This window comes from Pseudoduganella lurida (assembly GCF_007830455.1).
GTDB lineage: Bacteria > Pseudomonadota > Gammaproteobacteria > Burkholderiales > Burkholderiaceae_D > Rugamonas > Rugamonas lurida.
Window position 1 is genome coordinate 423,739 of the sequence record NZ_VLLB01000005.1, and the last position, 19,003, is coordinate 442,741.

General features: G+C 66.6%; 11 protein-coding genes. 5 read left to right on the forward strand and 6 right to left on the reverse strand.

Features of this window, described 5'->3' with window-relative positions; genetic code table 11:
• Positions 1-41 precede the first annotated feature (41 nt).
• Positions 42-1,964, reverse strand: coding sequence for a PrkA family serine protein kinase (locus IP91_RS16645; protein ID WP_145650184.1), 1,923 nt, complete (start codon positions 1,962-1,964; stop codon positions 42-44).
• 618 nt (positions 1,965-2,582) lie between these two features.
• On the opposite strand from IP91_RS16645, the gene IP91_RS16650 reads away from it, so the two are divergent.
• Positions 2,583-3,596, forward strand: coding sequence for an adenosine deaminase (locus IP91_RS16650; protein WP_145650185.1), 1,014 nt, complete (start codon positions 2,583-2,585; stop codon positions 3,594-3,596).
• A 19-nt stretch (positions 3,597-3,615) separates the two neighbouring features.
• On the forward strand, positions 3,616-6,147 hold the full coding sequence (locus IP91_RS16655) for an ABC transporter permease (protein ID WP_145650186.1): 2,532 nt from the start codon (positions 3,616-3,618) through the stop codon (positions 6,145-6,147).
• Between the two features lie 322 nt (positions 6,148-6,469).
• On the opposite strand, the gene IP91_RS16660 is transcribed toward IP91_RS16655, so the two are convergent.
• Both IP91_RS16660 and IP91_RS16665 read right to left on the reverse strand, forming a co-directional pair.
• Positions 6,470-7,474 carry a response regulator gene (locus IP91_RS16660; protein ID WP_145650187.1) on the reverse strand — a complete coding sequence of 335 codons (1,005 nt, stop codon included), beginning with the start codon at positions 7,472-7,474 and terminating at the stop codon, positions 6,470-6,472.
• Complete coding sequence (locus IP91_RS16665; RefSeq protein ID WP_145650188.1) at positions 7,471-8,742, reverse strand: sensor histidine kinase; 1,272 nt, start codon at positions 8,740-8,742, stop codon at positions 7,471-7,473. Before IP91_RS16665 ends, IP91_RS16660 begins: the two co-directional genes overlap by 4 nt.
• A 112-nt stretch (positions 8,743-8,854) precedes the next feature.
• Here IP91_RS16665 and IP91_RS16670 point away from each other — a divergent pair, with 112 nt between their 5' ends.
• Together IP91_RS16670 and IP91_RS16675 are read left to right on the forward strand one after the other, a co-directional pair.
• A complete protein-coding gene (locus tag IP91_RS16670; RefSeq protein WP_145650189.1) occupies positions 8,855-9,253 on the forward strand; it encodes a group II truncated hemoglobin in 399 nt (132 codons plus the stop codon).
• A gap of 10 nt (positions 9,254-9,263) precedes the next feature.
• Positions 9,264-10,535: a DNA recombination protein RmuC gene (locus IP91_RS16675; RefSeq protein ID WP_145650190.1), complete on the forward strand. Its 1,272-nt coding sequence runs from the start codon at positions 9,264-9,266 to the stop codon at positions 10,533-10,535.
• Positions 10,536-10,650: 115 nt separating this feature from the next.
• On the opposite strand, the gene moeA is transcribed toward IP91_RS16675, so the two are convergent.
• The 3 genes from moeA to IP91_RS16690 form a co-directional block, all read right to left on the reverse strand.
• Positions 10,651-12,561 (reverse strand): molybdopterin molybdotransferase MoeA, encoded by a 1,911-nt coding sequence (gene moeA / locus IP91_RS16680; RefSeq protein WP_145650191.1) that lies wholly within the window; start codon positions 12,559-12,561, stop codon positions 10,651-10,653.
• A complete protein-coding gene (gene moaA / locus IP91_RS16685; protein ID WP_145650192.1) occupies positions 12,562-13,674 on the reverse strand; it encodes a GTP 3',8-cyclase MoaA in 1,113 nt (370 codons plus the stop codon). It lies immediately after the preceding gene.
• A 299-nt stretch (positions 13,675-13,973) separates the two neighbouring features.
• Positions 13,974-17,261, reverse strand: coding sequence for an Rne/Rng family ribonuclease (locus IP91_RS16690; RefSeq protein ID WP_145650193.1), 3,288 nt, complete (start codon positions 17,259-17,261; stop codon positions 13,974-13,976).
• A gap of 674 nt (positions 17,262-17,935) precedes the next feature.
• On the opposite strand from IP91_RS16690, the gene IP91_RS16695 reads away from it, so the two are divergent.
• Positions 17,936-18,988, forward strand: a complete 1,053-nt coding sequence (locus tag IP91_RS16695) for an RluA family pseudouridine synthase (RefSeq protein WP_145650194.1) — start codon at positions 17,936-17,938, stop codon at positions 18,986-18,988.
• Positions 18,989-19,003: the final 15 nt, after the last annotated feature.

A 19,003-nucleotide genomic window follows, 5' to 3' on the forward strand; every position in this document is an offset into this window, starting at 1 on the left:
GTAAGTCTCATTAGGTACATCTTCATTATGCACCGCTTACGTCACGAGGACTTCCGCACGCGCAGATACCATTCGCACAGCAGCCGCACCTGCTTGGCGGTGTAGCCTTTTTCCACCATGCGCGCCACGAAGTCGGCATGCTTGTTGGCATCCTCGGCCGATGCCTTCGCATTGAAGGAGATGACCGGCAGCAGCTCTTCCGTGTTGGAGAACATCTTCTTCTCGATCACCGTGCGGAACTTCTCGTACGAGGTCCAGGCCGGATTCTTGCCGCCGTTGTTGGCGCGCGCACGCAGGCCGAAATTGACGATCTCGTTGCGGAAGTCCTTCGGATTGCTGATGCCGGCCGGCTTCTCGATCTTCTCCAGCTCGGCATTGAGCGACTCGCGGTCGAAACTCTCGCCCGTGTCCGGATCGCGGTATTCCTGGTCCTGGATCCAGAAGTCGGCAAACGTCACGTAGCGGTCGAAGATGTTCTGGCCGTACTCGGAATAGCTCTCCAGGTAGGCCGTCTGGATTTCCTTGCCGATGAAGTCCACGTAGCGCTGCGCCAGGTGTTCCTTGATGTACGAAAAATACTTCTGCTCCGTCTCCGGCGGGAACTGCTCGCGCTCGACCTGCTGCTCGAGCACGTACAGCAGGTGCACGGGATTGGCGGCCACCTCGGTCGAGTCGAAGTTGAACACCTTCGACAGGATCTTGAACGCGAAGCGGGTCGACAGCCCGTTCATCCCTTCGTCCACGCCCGCGTAATCGACGTATTCGTGGATCGACTTCGCCTTCGGATCCGTGTCCTTCAGGTTCTCGCCATCGTAGACCAGCATCTTCGAGAAGATCGACGAGTTCTCCGGCTCCTTCAGCCGCGACAGAATGGCGAACTGCGACATCATGCGCAGCGTGCCCGGCGCGCAGGGCGCCTCGGCCAGCGACGAGTTGCGCAGCAGCTTGTCGTAGATCTTGATCTCGTCCGACACGCGCAGGCAGTACGGCACCTTGACGATGTAGATCCGGTCCAGGAAGGCCTCGTTGTTGCGGTTGTTGCGGAAGCTCTTCCATTCCGATTCGTTCGAGTGGGCCAGCACCACGCCGTCGAACGGGATCGCGCCGAAGCCCTCGGTGCCCTTGTAGTTGCCTTCCTGCGTGGCGGTCAGCAGCGGGTGCAGCACCTTGATGGGGGCCTTGAACATCTCCACGAATTCCATCAGGCCCTGGTTGGCCAGGCACAGGCCGCCGGAGTAGCTGTAGGCGTCCGGATCGTCCTGCGCGTAGTCCTCCAGCTTGCGGATGTCGACCTTGCCGACCAGCGAGGAGATGTCCTGGTTGTTCTCGTCGCCCGGTTCGGTCTTCGAGATGGCGACCTGCTTGAGCACGGAGGGGTAGCGCTTGACGACGCGGAACTGGTTGATGTCGCCGTTGAACTCGTGCAGCCGCTTCACCGCCCACGGACTGGGGATGCTGCGCAGGTAGCGGCGCGGGATGCCGTAGTCCTCCTCGAGGATCACGCCGTCTTCCGCCTCGTTGAACAGCCCCAGCGGCGATTCGTTGACGGGCGAACCCTTGATGCAGTAGAACGGCACCTGTTCCATCAGCGATTTGAGCTTTTCCGCGATCGACGACTTGCCGCCGCCGACCGGTCCCAGCAGATACAGGATCTGCTTGCGTTCCTCGAGGCCCTGCGCGGCGTGGCGGAAATAGGACACGACCTGCTCGATCACTTCCTCCATGCCGTAGAACTCGCGGAAGGCGGGATAGATCTTGATGACCTTGTTCGCGAAGATGCGCGACAGCCGGGTGTCGTTGCGCGTATCGACCAGCATCGGTTCGCCGATCGCGGCCAGCATGCGCTCCGCCGCCGACGCGTAGGTCAGGTGATCCTTCTTGCAAAGCTGGAGATAGTCGGAGAGGGACATCTCCTCTTCCTTGGTGCGCTCGTACCGGGCTGCGTAGTTGTCAAAGATCGTCATGTGCGTGTCCTCTGATGTAAACCTGCATGTCGCGGGCGGCCCGGCGCTGCCTTGCGCAGGCTGCTGCCAATGGCAGCGCCTGCCGGCAACGGCGTTCGGGCTCCCCTACAGTGGCCGGCAGTCGTCGCTGGGGCTGCTGGCCTGGTCCTGGGTGCAAACTCCCTGATGATTATTCTTGTCTTTGATGTCGTGCGCAGCTTCTCTGGCCGGTGCGCGTTGCGCGCACCTGTGAGCTGCGTTTTTATTGGCCGTGCCGCGGGTCGGGTGCCGGCTTGCGTGTGTGTGCGCCGTAACGCATCTTACGCATGTGAAATTGATTATTGCGCTAACCGTGCTGGAAGTCAAAAGATTATCCTGCATCGTCAATCTCTCTGATAAGGCGCTGATTCACAAGGCGAAAGGTGCGCACGGTTGATGCCACTCACAGCACTGTTACCAATTCGCTTGCCCTTTGCGCCACAGTAGCACGCCTGCGCGAGCCGTGCTGAGCGCCCTGCAAACCGTGCGGCGTCGGGGCCGGCTGGCAAAGGCGCGCCGCTCCCGCCTGAAATTCTTGCGTTAAGATGAACAGAATTCCTGCGCCAAGCCGTGCGCAAACCCTGTCCTTGAAAGAACACCATGAACGTCCAACTGCAGCACATCGTGCGCAACATGCCGAAAGCCGAACTGCACATGCACATCGAAGGTTCGCTGGAGCCCGAGCTGATCTTCGCGCTGGCGCAACGCAACGGCGTGCAGCTGCCTTATCCGTCCGTCGAGGCGCTGCGCGAAGCGTATGCCTTCCAGGACCTGCAATCCTTCCTCGACATCTACTACGCCGGCGCCAGCGTGCTGCTGAAGGAACAGGATTTCTATGACATGACGGCCGCCTATCTGGACCGCGCCAAAGCTGACCACGTGCGCCACACGGAGATCTTCTTCGATCCGCAAACCCACACGGCACGCGGCGTGCCGATGGGCGACGTGATCCACGGCATCCACCGCGCCTGCGCCGACAGCGAAGTCTCCGCCACGCTGATCCTGTGCTTCCTGCGCCACCTGTCCGAAGAGGACGCGCTGGCCACGCTGGAAGCGGCACTGCCGTACCGCGACCGGTTCATCGGCGTGGGCCTGGACTCGTCCGAAGTGGGCCACCCGCCGGAGAAATTCGCGCGCGTGTTCGCCCGTGCCCGCGAGCTGGGCCTGCACCTGGTGGCGCACGCGGGCGAGGAAGGCCCGCCGGCCTACATCGCGTCGGCGCTGGACGTGCTGCACGTGGAGCGCATCGACCATGGCGTGCGCGTGCTCGAGGATGCCGCGCTGACGCGCCGTGTCGCGGCCGAGAAAATCGCGCTGACGGTATGCCCCCTGTCGAACGTGAAGCTGTGCGTGTTCGACGACATGGGCGGCCACAACCTGCTGCAGCTGATGGATGCCGGCCTGGTGGTGACGATCAATTCCGACGATCCCGCCTACTTCGGCGGCTACGTGAACGCCAACTACGAAGCCGTGTTCGCATCGCTGCCGCTGGGCCTGCAGCATGCCTACGACCTGGCGAAGAACAGCTTCACCGCCTCCTTCCTGCCGCAGGCCGACAAGCAGAAGTTCATCGACGAACTCGACGCCTACTTCGCCGCCTTCAACGTCGTCTGAGTCCACCCGCCAAGACATCATGTTCCTGCAAGCTCTCCGCATGACCGCGCGCGACTGGCGCGCCGGCCAGCTGCGCTTCCTGCTCGTCGCGCTGATCGTGGCCGTGGCCGCGCTGTCCTCGGCCGGCTTCTTCATCGACCGGCTGCGCGCCGGCCTGAATCGCGATGCGCACCAGCTGCTCGGTGCCGATCTCGTCGTCGGCGGCGACCAGCGCCTGCCGCAGGCCTGGCGCGACGAGGCGGCCAAACGCGGCCTCGTGCTGGCCGATACCGCCGTGTTCCCCAGCATGGTGCAGGCCGGCGAAGGCGACCAGGCGCAGTCGGTGCTGGCCTCACTGAAGGCCGTCAGTCCCGGCTATCCGCTGCGCGGCCGCGTGAAGGTGACCACCGATCCGGCGCAGGCCGGCGACAGTATCGGCACGCCGGCGGCGGACATTCCGGCACCCGGCACCGTGTGGCTGGACGTGGCGCTGCTGCGCGCGCTCGATGCGAAGGTGGGCGATGCCGTGCGGCTGGGCGACGCAACGTTCCGCGTCGCCCAGCTGATCGCCTCGGAACCGGACCGCGGCACCGGATTCATGTCGTTCGCACCGCGCGCGATGCTGCGCGCGGACGAGCTGCCGGCCACCAATCTCGTGCAGCTCGGCTCGCGCGTGACATACCGCCTGCTGGCGGCGGGGCAGGGGCCGCAGGGGCGGCAAGCCGTCGAGGACTACTCGGCCTGGCTGCGTGCGCGCATCGATGCCGGTGACTTGCGCAACGTGCGCATCGATACGCTGGAAGACGGCCGCCCCGAGATGCGCGCCACGCTGGAACGGGCCGACCGCTTCCTGTCGCTGGTGGGGCTGCTGTCGGCCGTGCTCGCCGCCGTGGCGGTGGCGATGGCGGCGCGCCGCTTCATGCTGCGCCACCTGGACGCCTGCGCGATGCTGCGCTGCCTGGGCCTGACGCAGAACGAGGTCACGGTCATGTACCTCGTCGAATTCCTGCTCGTCGGCCTGGTGGGCAGCCTGCTCGGCGTGCTGATCGGCTTTGCCAGCCACTACGTGCTGCTGGAACTGCTGGGCCGCCTCGTCTCGGCCGACCTGCCGCCGGCCACCTTCGGTCCGGCGCTGCAGGGCCTCGCGGTCGGCATGCTGCTGCTGGCCGGCTTCGCGCTGCCGCCGATCCTGCAGCTGCGCAACGTGCCGCACAACCGCGTGATCCGCCGCGAGCAGGCCGCGCCGCAGCCGATGGCGCTGGCCACCTATGGCCTGGGCCTGGTGGCGTTTGCCGTGCTGCTGCTGTGGCAGGCCGGCGATCCGAAGCTGGCCGGCTGGACGGCGCTGGGCTTCGCCGGCGCGTTCGGCGTGTTCGCGCTGGTGGGCTGGCTGGGCCTTGCCGCGCTGCGCCGCCTGCGCACCTCGGTGAACCACCAGGCATGGCGCTTTGCCGTCACCTCGCTGGGGCGCCGTCCCGGCGCCACCATCGTGCAGGTGGTGTCGCTGGCGCTGGGCCTGATGGCGCTGCTGGTGCTGACGATCGTGCGCGAGGACCTGATGACGTCCTGGCGCAGCGCCACGCCGCCGGATGCGCCGAACCACTTCATCATCAATATCCAGCCGGACCAGAAGGCCGACATCGCGCGCCGCCTGCGCGAGGGCGGCGTGGCGGAAGCGCCGCTGTACCCGATGATCCGCGGCCGCCTCACCGCCGTGAATGGCAAGGCCATCACGGCCACCACCTACACGGAAGACCGGGCGCGCGGCCTGGCCGAACGGGAATTCAACCTGTCCACGATGGCGGCGCCGCCGGCCCAGAACCGCATCACGGCGGGCCAGTGGTACACGGATGCGCCGGGTACCGCGGAAGCGTCGGTGGAGGAGGGACTGGCGAAAACGCTGGGCCTCAAGCTGGGCGACACGATGACCTTCGATATCGCCGGCTCGCCGGTGGCCGCGAAGATCACCAGCCTGCGCAAGCTCGAATGGGGCTCGATGCGGGTCAACTTCTTCGTCGTCATCAACCCGCGCGCGATGGCGGAAACGCCGCAGACCTGGATCACCGCATTCCACCTGCCGAAGGCCTCCGTGGCGCTGGCCACCCGGCTGTCGCGCGACTACCCGAACCTGACGGTGGTGGACGTGGGCGGCGTGCTGCGCCAGATCCAGTCGGTGCTGGACCAGGTGATCCAGGCGGTGGAATTCCTGTTCACGTTCACGCTCGCTTCCGGCGTGCTGGTGCTGTATGCGGCGCTGATGGGATCGCAGGACGAGCGCACCCGCGAGGCGGGATTGCTGCGCGCGCTGGGCGCCACCCGCAAGCAGCTGTCGCAGGCGCAGCTGATCGAGTTCGTGCTGGTGGGCGGCCTGGCCGGCCTGCTGGCCGCCACCGGCGCCGCCGCGATGGGCTGGGGCCTGGCCACCTTCCAGTTCAAGTTCGACTGGGTGTTCAGCCCCGTCGCCTGGCTGGCCGGCGTGGCCGTCGGCGCGCTGTGCGCCGTGATCGGCGGCTGGCTCGGGCTGCGCAACGTGCTGCGCCAGCCGCCACTGCAAACGCTGCGCGAGGCCTGAGGCGAAGTCTTGATCGCCAGCGGTTGCGTCACGGGGTCTGACCCACAGCGCCCGGGACATCGCGCCCTGTCGTTGACAATCCCGCGGGTCTGACCCCAGCCCTTCTTCGGAACCATCGACGCGCATGCGAACTGCTGGGGTCAGACCCGCGGGAACCATCGCAGCCAAGTCAATGGCCGTGGGCGCCGTGGGTCAGACCCCGGTGCGCAAACGCTCTTTGCAACATCCTGTTCTGCCTTTGATGCGTAAAAACGATCCGGCTCTGCCGGTCGTTTTTTTCTGGCCCCACAAAAAAGCAGGGGTGCACTTTTGTGTGAGCGACTTACGCCGCCAGCGGCGCATGCCGCGCATTGAGGAACTGTTCGAAGGGCACCGGCGGCGCATCCAGGTACAGCTCGGGAAAATCGAACAGCGCCCAGTAATACTTCTCGCGCCCCTGGCACACCTGCGGCGCGCGGCAGTGGCGGTGCCATTCGTCGCCCGCCTCGTTGGAGTACATGCCGTCGCCGGCCGTGGGCGGGAAGAACGGCAGCACGCGCCGTTCGGAGAGCGCCAGCAGCAGCGAGTGGGGCGCATCGCTGTCGCGCGCCACTTCGTACTGGGCGCACATGCCCTGTTCCGTCTCGATCACCATCAGCTTGCCGCGCCCGTAGCGGTCGAAGAACAGGATGCCGGCCGGGCTGGGATACAGATAGTGCTCGACGAAGCCGTGCTTGCGGTACAGCTCCTGCACGAGCGTGGCCATCGCCTGGCAGCGCAGGAAGCTGAAGTCGTGCAGCGCCAGCATGTCCGACAACGTTTGCGCGTGGTCGAGGAAGAAGGCGCGCTGCATGGCACCGATCTCGATCTCCAGCCGGTCCAGCGCATCGTCGTCGCTTTTCTTGATGTAGCGGTCGATCAGCCCGCGATTGAATGCCTCGACGGCGATCTTCTCGTCGGCCGCGCCGGTGAACAGGATCTTCTTGGTGGGCAGGTGCTGCAGGGCCTGGCAGAACTCGATGCCGTTCATCTGCGGCATCGAGTAGTCCACCACCAGCACGGACGGGATCGAGAAGCGCTGGCCCTGTTCGCACACGCGGTGGATGCGGCGCACGTCCACGGCCACGTTCGGCAGGTCCGGCGCCTGGTTGACGTTATCGAAGTTGACATGCAGCGGCAGGTCGTCGCGCCGGTTGCTTTGCGCGAACCATTCCAGTGCCACGGCCGTGTCGTGGAAGGTCTTGCTGGGCAACAGCGGGTCGAGCTGGAACGACAGGCTTTTCAGGAACGAGTCGCTGTCGTCGACCAGCACCACGGTGCTGGGATGCGAATAGATCGGCAGTTTCATGAGTCACCTGCGGTGGAAATGCGCTGGACCGGGAATTCGAGGATGAAGATGGCGTAGCCGTTTTCGCGCGACACGCAGCGGATGTCGGCCTTCCACGCCCGCATGATCTGGCGGCACAGCGCCAGGCCCACGCCGGTGCCGTTGTGCGCCGGGTAGGCATAGAAGCGCTGGAAGATCAGCGGCAGACGCCGCGCCGCGATGCCACAGGCGGTGTCGATGAACAGCAGGCGCGGCATGCGGCGGTCGCCATCGACGACGATGCGCACGCGGCCCTTGCCGGCACGGTGGATCGCCTTCAGCGCATTGCGCAGCAGGTTGAGGAGGATCACCACCGTCAGCTCGTACTGCCCGGCGAAGCGGAAATTGGCCTTCACCTGCACGGCCACGGCTTCGCGCTGTTCCGGGCCCGTGAACGGATAGCGGCGCAGCACGGCATCCACGGCATCGGCCATCGACACGGATTCGAACGGGTCGAGGCGGCGCCGCACGGCGCTGGACGACATCAGGAACAGGTCGATCAGGTGGTTCATGTGCCGCACTTCGTACTGCACCCGCACCATGGCCTTGCCGATTTCCTCGGGCACGCCGGCCGGCAACGCCTGCAGCATGCGCGTCAGCCCGCGCACATTGGCATCCATCGCGGCCAGCGGCGTGCGCATCTCGTGCGCCACCGAGCCCAGGCCCTCGCCGATGCCGGCCAGCTTTTCCTGTTCCAGCGCCGTGCGCGAGAAGCGCGCCGCGCACAGCAGGCCGATGAGCATCCAGTGCACCGGCAGCTGCTGCAGCACGGCCTGAGCCAGCAGGATGTGGCCATGGCCCTGGACGATCACGGCAAGGCAGGCCAGCACCGTACCGGCCAGGTAGGCCTGCAGCGCCAGCACGCTGGAGAAGTGGAACAGCGCCACCAGCATCACGATCAGCAGCTGCACCCAGGCGCCGGCCGCATCGTTCATCAGGAACATGTAGCTGCCGAAGAAGGGCAGCTGGAAGGCCAGCGCGAACGGCACGTACCATTCGCACCAGTGCATGCCGGTGCGCGCCACCAGGATGCCGGCCACGCCGATGGCCATGCCCAGCAGCCGGGCGGCCACGCTTTCGTACACTTGCGGGAACAGCCAGGTGAATAGCGCGAAGAACAGCGGGTGCCACAGCACGCCGAGCCAGCCCAGCACGAAGGCCTGGACGACGGCGCGTTCGCCGCCGCGGTGGCGCCGCACCAGATTGCCGACGAAGCCGCCGGTCGCGCGTTCGGTTCGATCGTGGTGCATGATAGGAATTGACGCAGAACAAGCGTGCATCTTCCTACCAAACCCGGCTATCTTGCGTGGTATCGCTAACGTAATTGATTTAGATCAATCAGTCGGCTTTCAGTGCGATATCATGGGCGCCATGACTGAATCACGCACTTTATTCGAGGTTATCGGCGGCGCAGGAAAGCTGCGCGAGATGGTGGACCGCTTCTACGACCTGATGGAACTGGAGCCGGAATTCGCCGGCCTGCGCGCCCTGCATCCCCCCGCCACGGACGGCTCGCGCGACAAGTTGTACTGGTTCCTCACCGGCTGGATGGGCGGCCCGGACCTGTACCAGGAACAGTTCGGCCACCCGCGCCTGCGCGCCCGCCACCTGCCGTTCGCCGTGGGTACCAGCGAGCGCGACCAGTGGCTGCGCGCGATGGCGTGGGCGATGGAAGATGTCGGCATTGCCGAGGACCTGCGCCTGCGGCTGATGCAGTCGTTCTACCAGACGGCCGACTGGATGCGCAACAAGGCGGATTGAGGCCGACGCCATGGAACTCTACGCATTGCTGGCGCTGGCCATCGCCATTCTCGCCGTGCAGATCGTCATCCTCCTGCGGGGGCAGGGCGGCACCGACGCCACGGCAGCCCATGCCGCGCTGGCCGAACGCATCGAGCGGGTGGAGCGCGAAGTGCGCATGCAGCTGCAGGCGACTGCCCAGGCGCAGCGCCAGGAAATGAGCCACACGCTGGCCCAGTCGCACGCCGCCACCATGCAGGGGCTGGACGCGATGCGCCGCCAGATCGAGGGACTGACCGAATCGAACGCGCGCCGCATGGCCGAAGTGCGCGTCACGCTGGAGACCCGCATCCGCGACCTGCAGTCCGACAACGGCGCGCGCCTGGAAGAAATGCGCCAGACCGTCGACGAAAAGCTGCATGCCACGCTGGAGTCGCGGCTGACGGAATCGTTCAAGCAGGTGTCCGACCGCCTGGAGCGCGTGCACCAGGGCCTGGGCGAGATGCAGCAACTGGCGCTGGGCGTGGGCGACCTGAAACGCGTGCTGACCAATGTGAAGACGCGCGGCACCTGGGGCGAGGTGCAGCTGGAGATGCTGCTCGAGCAGGTGCTCACGCCGGACCAGTACGCGAAGAACGTGGAGACCGTCGCCGGCACCAACGCCCGCGTCGAATTCGCGCTGAAGCTGCCCGGCCAGGCGGAAGGGGGGCCGCCGATGTGGATGCCGATCGATGCCAAGTTCCCCAAGGAGCAGTACGAGCGCCTGCTGGAAGCGGCCGACCGGGCCGATGCCGATGGCGTGGCGCTGGCCGGCCGCGAGCTGGAACGGGCCGTGCGCACGGAAGCGAAGACCATCGCCGACAAGTACCTGTGCCCGCCGCAGACGACCGATTTCGCCATCCTGTTCCTGCCCACCGAGGGCCTGTATGCGGAAGTGATGCGCCGCCCCGGCCTGGCCGACGAGCTGCAGCGCCTGCACCGCATCAGCATCGCCGGTCCGTCGACATTGTCCGCACTGCTGAACAGCCTGCAGATGGGCTTCCGCACGCTGGCGCTGGAGAAGCGCTCGTCGGAAGTGTGGCAGGTGCTGGGCGCCGTGAAGACGGAGTTCGGCAAGTTCGGCGACGTGCTGGCCGCCACCAAGATGACGCTGGAGCGCGCCGCCAAGAACATCGAGTCCGCCGAGGTGCGCAGCCGCCAGATGGCAAGGAAGCTCAAGTCCGTCGAGGCGCTGCCGGCCGACGCGGCGCAGCGGCTGCTGGGCGGCGGCCTCGAACAGGAGCTGGACGTCACGGACAATTAAGCCGTTGCCGAGGTCAAGGTCCGGCGGCCCTTGACCTCGGAAAGCGCGCATCAACGGGCGGTAGCGCCGGCCTGGATGACGGCGCCGCCGCCCATCCGGACGCGGCGTCCGCTCGCTAGACCAGCCCCTCGAACAGCAGCACTTCCACCGTGTCGCCGGCGGCCACATTGCCTTGCTCATCCGGCAGTACGACGATGCAGTTCGCTTTCGTCATCGAGCGCAGGATGCCGGAGCCCTGCGCGCCCGTGATGCGCACCGTGCGGCTGCCATCGGGTGCCACTTCCAGAATGCCACGCTGGAATTCGGTGCGGCCCGGCCGCTTGCGGATCGCACCGGCGGCGCGCGCCTGCACCAGCAGGTCGTCCGGCACGCTGGCGCCCATCATGCGCAGCAGCGCGGGGCGGGCGAAGAAGTAGAACGACACCATCACGGCCACCGGATTGCCGGGCAGGCCGAACAGGAAGGCTTCGCGGCCGCTGCCGGTATCATGTTGGGTATCGCTGCGGGCACCGATGCGGCCGAACGCCATCGGCCGGCCGGGCCGCATGCCGATCGTCCAGAAGGCCACCTCGCCCAGCCGGGCCATGATGTCGCGCGTGTAGTCGGCGGCACCGGCCGATACGCCGCCGGAAGTGATGATCGCGTCAGCGCTCTCGCATGCATCGCACAGCGCCGCTTCCAGCGCGGCCGGATCGTCGCGCACGATGCCCATGTCGACAATCTCGCAGCCCAGGCGCGTGAGCATGCCGAACAGCGTGTAGCGGTTGCTGTCGTAGACGCTGCCCTGGCCGAGCGGTTCGCCGATCGAGCGCAATTCGTCGCCGGTGGAGAAGAACGCCACGCGCAGGCGGCGGCGCACGGCCACTTCGGCGATGCCCAGCGAGGCGATCAGGCCCAGGTCCGCGGGCCGCACGATGCGCCCGGCCGCCAGCGCGGCGCGTCCCGCCATCAGGTCCTCGCCGGCCAGGCGGCGGTTGTCGCCGGCGCGCACGCTGCGTGGCGCCACGGTCACGCTGTCTTCCGTGATGCCGGCCGCGTGTTCCTGGGCCAGCACGGTGTCGCAGCCGGCCGGCATCACGGCGCCCGTCATGATGCGCACGGCTTCGCCGGCGGCCGGCTGCAAGGCCGAAGGGCGTCCCGCGTAGACCGTGCCGATGACTCTCAGGGTGGTGGGATGCTCGGTGCTCAGCTGGGCACCGCCAAAGGCAAAGCCGTCCATCGCGGAATTGTCGTGCGCGGGCACGCTGATCGGCGAGACGATGTCGCCGGCCAGCACGCGGCCCAGCGCAGCGCGCAGCGCCACCTTTTCGGTGCCGCGCACCGGCTGCACGAAGTCGCTGATGATCTGGCGTGCCTGGCGCACGGGCACCGCATGGGGATCGTAGCCGGCATGGGCTGCGGCGACCTGCCGCAGCGTGGCGCGGGTGCCCTCGGCGTCGCGCAGCTCGTCGGGCGTATTGATGTTGCGGAAGGCGCCCGCATCGGTGAACAGCACTTCGGCCACCTTCAGCGCGCCATGCCAGCCATCCATGCGGCGGCCGCCTTCGGCCAGGTAGCTTTCCAGCTGTGGCAGCACGGCGCGCTTCATCAGCGCGAAAACCGGGTGCGACTGCTTGCGCGCGGCGCCGGTGGCATCGGCCTCCAGCGTGACGGCGATGGCGATGTCGGCATCCTGCGCCAGCAGCGCGGCATGCAGCTTCGCGACCAGGTCGTCCGGCAGGAAGGGCGAATCGCAGGGCACGGTGGCCAGCAGCGGCGTGTCGGCGTGGCGCAGGGCTGTCTGCAGGCCGGCCAGCGGACCTTCGTAGCCCGCCAGCTCGTCGGCCAGCACGGGCACGCCCAGCGCCGCGTAGTGCGCCGTGCTGCGGTTGGCGCTGATGGTGACGTGGGCGACCTGTGGCGTGAAGCGCTGCAGTACATGGCCGGCGAGGGTGCCGCCGCGGAACGGCTGCAGGCCCTTGTCGACGCCGCCCATGCGGGTGCCGCGGCCGCCGGCAAGCAGCAGGCCGCTGATCGTGTCCGTCATTTATCCCCCGATATAGGACATTTCGACGCGGCGCTCGCCCACGCGCGACAGGCCGTCCGTGTTGATGGTGCGCAGTTCCGAATAGCGGTCGCCGCGCACGCGCCACAGCGCGCCGATGGCGGCGGCCAGTTCCTCGTCGCTGCGGCCTTCGCGCAGCAGCGCGCGCAGGTCATGGCCCTGGGTGGCGAACAGGCAGGTGTACAGCTTGCCTTCGGTGGACAGGCGCGTGCGCGTGCAGTCGCCGCAGAACGCCTGCGTGACGCTGGAGATCATGCCGACCTCGCCGCCGCCATCGGCGTAGCGCCAGCGGGTAGCCGTCTCGCCCGTGTAGTTCGGGTTGACCGCCACCAGCGGCATCTCCGCGCCGATGCGGCGCACGATCTCGGCGGACGGGATCACGTCGCGCATGTTCCAGCCGTTCGAGGCGCCCACGTCCATGTATTCGATGAAGCGCAGGATGTGCGGCGTGCCCTTGAAGTGGCGCGCCATCGGCAGGATTTCCTGCTCGTTGGTGCCGGCTTTCACCACCATGTTGACCTTGATGGGGCCGAGCCCCGCTTCATGGGCCGCGTCGATCCCGTGCAGCACGTCGGCCACGGCGAAGTCCACGTCGTTCATGGCGCGGAAGGTGGCATCGTCGAGCGCATCGAGCGATACCGTCACGCGCTGCAGGCCGGCATCCTTCAGGGAACGCGCCTTGCGGGCCAGCAGCGAACCGTTGGTGGTCAGGGTGATGTCGAGCGGCTTGCCGGATGGCGTGCGCATGTCCGCCAGCATCTCGATGAGGCGTTCGATGTTCTTGCGCAGCAGGGGCTCGCCACCCGTCAGCCGGATCTTTTCCACGCCATGCGCCACGAACTGGCGCGCCACGCGGGCGATCTCCTCGAAGGTGAGCAGCGAGGAATGCGGCAGGTACTGGTAATCCTTGTCGAACACTTCCTTCGGCATGCAGTACACGCAGCGGAAGTTGCAGCGGTCCGTGATGGAAATGCGCAGGTCGCGCAGCGGCCGGTCCAGGCGATCGCGCACCTCGCCGGTGGGCGCGTCGATATGGGCAGGCACCGACAGCGGCCGGTGGCGGCTGTCGGACAGGATGATGATCTTCTCGTTCATTACTAAAACTGCATCGGGGGCATGGATTTCATCCGCATACGATAGCACGGGGCCCGTTCCCTCACAGGCCGCGCTCTGGCAGACGGGAGCGCGAGCGCCTGGACCTTGCGGCCCAGCTCGTGTCACATGGGGTCAGGCACCATGACACGAGCTCATCACTAGCGTGGTCAAGGGCAGGCGATCAGGCCAAGGGCAATTGACTGTTCTGTTCGTGTCACAGTGCCTGACCCTATGTGACACGGGCTCGGCAATAAAAAAGGGAAGCCGAAGCTTCCCTTTTGGGTGGCACCGGCGCTGGATCAGCGGCGGGTGTCCACCTGGACAAGCGGTTCGTCGGCGATCACCGGCGCGGGCTTGCGGGCGCGGCCGACGCGGACGGGGGCCTCTTCCTGCACGGCTTCCTGCGCGGCGCGCAGTTTGGCCGGGTCGGTCGAGGCCATCTGCAGGCCGGCGGCGGCCAGCACCGATTCCAGGTCGGCGGGTGCCGGCGCCGGGGCAGGTGCTGGAGCCGGCGCGGCAGGCGACGGTGCGGCGACCGGCGCGGCAACGGCTGCCGGCTGGGTCGCAACGGCTTCTTCCTTCACGGCCTCGGCGGTAGCGACTTCGGCCGCGGCCTGGGTCACGACAGGCTCCGGTACGGCTGGCGCGGCCTGCGTTTCGTCGACCGGCGCTGCGGCGACTGGCGGCAGCGGCTCGGCAGCTGGCGCGTCGACGATTTCCGCTTCGGCGGGCTCGGCGGCGACGGACTCGGCGGCGACCGGCTCGGCTGCAACCGGCTCGGCAGCGGTCGGCTGGGGAGCCGCCTCGACCGGCGCAGCCGTCGCCACCGCGAACGGCGTGGCTTCGGCGGGCTCGGCCTGCACCGGTGCCACCTCGGCGCGGTCCGCGTGGGACTGGGCACCGATCACGTTCACCTGGGCGTTCTCCGCCCGGGCTTCGGACGAAGCTGCTGCCGGCACGCTTTCCGGCGCGGCGGTCGAAGCATCGGTCGATGCAGCGGCCGGGGCATCCTGCCTGGCAACTGCATCGGTACGGTACGAGATCTGCACCTCTTCCGTGACCACGGCAACGGTCACCGCAGTGATGCGTTCCGCCTCGGCCGACACGCCACCGCTGGCACCGTCGGCAACTGCTTCATTGCCTTCCAGGCCCTCGGCACCTTCTTCGCGCTCGCGGCGGTTGCGGTTGCGGCCACCGCGGCGACGGCGGCGGCGCGGTTCGTCGCCGTTCTCGCCACCTTCCAGTTCCTCGCCTTCCGGACCGTTGGTACCGGCCGATTTCACCAGGCCCTGGGTATCGCCAGCCGGGATATCGACAACCGGTGCACCGGTCCCGGTGCCGACCGGGCCCACGCCCGCTGCGGCCAGTGCCAGTTCATCGGCCTTCGCTTCGGCCGGCTGTGCCTTCGGTTCACGGGCTTCACGCGGCTCGCGTGGCGGACGCGGCTCGCGCGGCGGACGCTCGCCACGCTCGGGACGTTCACCACGCTCCGGACGCTCGGCGCGTTCCGGGCGCTCGCCACGTTCCGCGCGTGGCGCAGCGACGGCACCTTCGACGCCCTCAGCGCCTTTGAAACCTTCGCCCTTGACGCCATCAACGCCCTTGAACCCTTCGCCTTTGACACCATCCGTCTTCTCGCGCGGTTCCCGCGGCGGACGCGGTGGCCGCGGCGGACGGGCTTCCGCGGCCGGCTTCACCAGCGACTCGTCGCGGGCACCCGGTTCGCGTTCTTCACGCGCGCCTTTCGGACCACGGCCACGGCCCCGCGGGCCACGGGCATGCTTGTCGCCACGCTCGCCGGCGGCGGCAGGCTTCGTCACGATGGCGGGAGCGGCCGGCGCCGGCGCAGGCTGTTCGGTCTCGCCCGTGAAGAAGGCGGCCAGCTTGGCAAAGAAGCCTTTCTTCGCGGGTGCCGGGGCGAACACCGGTGCGGCGGCAGGCGCGGCTTCCGGGGCTGGCGTGCGGTCGACGATCGGCGCCGGCTGGTCCGGCGTGATCGACTTGACGACGGCTTCCTGGCGCGGCTTCTGCTCTTCCTTCTGGCGCTTGGCGAAGCCCATGTCGGTTTCCGCCGTGTCGGCCATCGTGTAGCTGGCGGCCACGTCTTCCAGGCGCGGATCGTCGTGCTTGATGCGCTCGAGCTTGTAGTGCGGCGTGTCCAGGTGCTTGTTCGGCACCAGGATCACGGTGATGCGGTGGCGGTTCTCGATCTTCAGGACCTCGCCGCGCTTCTCGTTCAGCAGGAAGGCGGCCACGTCGACCGGCACCTGCACGTGGATGGCGGCGCTGTTTTCCTTCATCGCCTCTTCCTGGATGATGCGCAGCACCTGCAGGGCGGACGATTCGGTATCGCGGATGTGGCCAGTGCCGGAGCAGCGCGGGCACGTCACGTGCGAGCCTTCCGACAGGGAAGGGCGCAGGCGCTGGCGCGACAGTTCCATCAGGCCGAAGCGCGAGATCTTGCCCATCTGCACACGGGCGCGGTCATGGTGCAGCGCGTCCTTCAGGCGCTGTTCCACTTCGCGCTGGTTCTTCGACACTTCCATGTCGATGAAGTCGATCACGATCAGGCCGCCCAGGTCGCGCAGGCGCAGCTGGCGGGCCACTTCCTCGGCCGCTTCGCAGTTGGTGTTGAAGGCGGTCGTTTCGATGTCCGAGCCGCGCGTGGCGCGGGCCGAGTTGACGTCGACGGAGACCAGCGCTTCGGTGTGGTCGATCACGATGGCGCCGCCCGATGGCAGCGGCACGGTGCGGCTGTAGGCCGTCTCGATCTGGTGTTCGATCTGGAAGCGCGAGAACAGCGGCACGTCGTCGCTGTAGCGTTTCACGCGGTGCACCATGTCGGGCATCACGTGGCTCATGAACTGGTGGGCCTGGTCGTAGATCTCGTCGGTATCGATCAGGATCTCGCCGATGTCGGGCTGGAAGTAGTCGCGGATCGCGCGGATCACGAGGGACGATTCCTGGTAGATCAGGAAGGCGCCGTTGGCCGACTTCGACGCGCCTTCGATCGCGCGCCACAGCTGCATCAGGTAGTTCAGGTCCCACTGCAGTTCTTCGACGTTGCGGCCGATGCCGGCCGTGCGGGCGATCACGGACATGCCCTGCGGCAGGTCCAGCTTGTCCATCGTCTCGCGCAGTTCCTGGCGTTCTTCGCCTTCGACACGGCGCGACACGCCGCCGCCGCGCGGGTTGTTCGGCATCAGCACGAGGTAGCGGCCGGCCAGCGAGATGAACGAGGTCAGGGCGGCGCCCTTGTTGCCGCGCTCCTCTTTTTCCACCTGGACGACGATTTCCTGGCCTTCGCGCAGCGCTTCCTTGATGGTGGCGTTGCGGACATCGCAGCCTTCACGGAAGTAGGTGCGGGCCACTTCCTTGAACGGCAGGAAGCCGTGGCGGTCTTCGCCGTAGCTGACGAAGCAGGCTTCCAGCGACGGCTCGATGCGGGTGATGACACCCTTGTAGATATTCGACTTGCGCTGTTCGCGTCCGGCCGTTTCGATGTCGATGTCGATCAGTTTCTGACCATCGACAATGGCTACGCGCAGCTCTTCCTGCTGCGTAGCATTGAACAACATGCGTTTCATTTTTATGTGACTCCGCGACCCGTGGGCCATGTAAAGCCGCTCCCGAAAGAACGGCAACCATACAGGGATATACGCGGGAACTAAGGAGGCTGCGGGGAAATGCCTCGTCGTGCAGCAGCGTCGCACGACCAATAAAAGCGCGCGGCGGCCGCAGTGGGCGCATGAAGCCGATCGTCATGCCGAGTTCGCACCACCTGCATGGGCCGGTCCGGCCCGGGTCGGGCGGACGCGCGACTGGCGATCAACAAGGTTCATCGACAGCGCGATTCAATCGCGGACATGCAGGCGTGCGCAATGCGTCAGCCAGGGCATCTTGTGTGGTGCCTGGCGAAACGGCAAGCGTTATCAGCTCCATCATGGGCAAGCACGACTTTTGAGACTGCCGGTCTGCCGGTGAGGGCTTGGCGGCGTCCGATTTGTGCTTGCCTGTTTATCCTAACGTTCCAGCCAGTCTAATTCCAACATCCGGCCACCCGACCCGATGACGACAGTGGTCGCCACCCTGATCCGCAGCCGTACGTGCGTATACATTTCTTTCCGCTGAATTTGCAATCGGCGAGGCCAGCGGAGACGCCCCTGTGTAAAATTGTGGTTTTCTTCTTACACTGCAGTTACCCGGCATGTGCTGTGTTATAAGCACCGCATTGCAACGGCGAATTGATTATATATTCAAAATGAAGGACTTAGAGAGAAATTCTGGGAAGGCAATCCAAAAGCCCCGCGGTGCCACCCCGCCACCGGCCGGCAGCGCTTCCCCCAACACAGTCCCGCCGCAAGCACAATTCGTCACGATCGGCGAAGAAGAGGCCGGTCAGCGTATCGATAACTACCTGTTGCGAATTTGCAAAGGTGTACCGAAGAGCCATGTGTACCGGATCCTGCGCTCCGGCGAAGTGCGCGTCAACAAGGGCCGCATCGACCAGTTGTACCGCCTGGTGGCCGGCGACGTGGTGCGCATTCCACCGGTGCGTATCGCGGAGAAGCCGGACAATGCCGCCCCGGCAGCGGAATTTCCCGTCATTTTCGAGGATGCGCACCTGCTCGTCATCGACAAGCCGGCCGGCGTGGCCGTGCATGGCGGGTCCGGCGTGTCGTTCGGCGTGATCGAACAGCTGCGTGCGTCCCGCCCGGATGCCAAGTTCCTGGAACTGGTGCACCGGTTGGACCGCGAAACCTCCGGCCTGCTGCTGCTGGCCAAGAAGCGCTCGGCACTGACCAGCCTGCACGAACAGATGCGCGATGGCAAAACGGACAAGCGCTACCTGGCGCTGGCGGCGGGCGACTGGAAGAACAAGCGCCAGCACATCAAGCTGCCGCTGCACAAATATACGACCGGCGACGGCGAGCGGCGCGTGGCCGTGCAGGCCGATGGCATGGCTTCCCATACGGTGTTCACGCTGCTGAAGAAATACCAGGCGGGTTTGCAATACTACGCGCTGCTCGAGGCCGAGCTGAAAACCGGCCGTACCCACCAGATCCGCGTGCACCTCCAGTCGACCGGCTGCCCGATCGCCGGCGACGACAAATACGGCGACTTCCCGCTGAACAAGGCGCTGCAGAAGCCGGACGGTAACCGCATCGCCCTGAAGCGCATGTTCCTGCACGCGCACCAGATCACGTTCCGTCATCCGGAGTCCGGCAAGATCGTCACGCTGAACGCGCCGCTGGCCCGCGAGTGCGAAAGATTCTTGGTAAGCTTGGGGCCGCCCGTTGTGGGCGAGCACTGATTATCGGCACGTTCG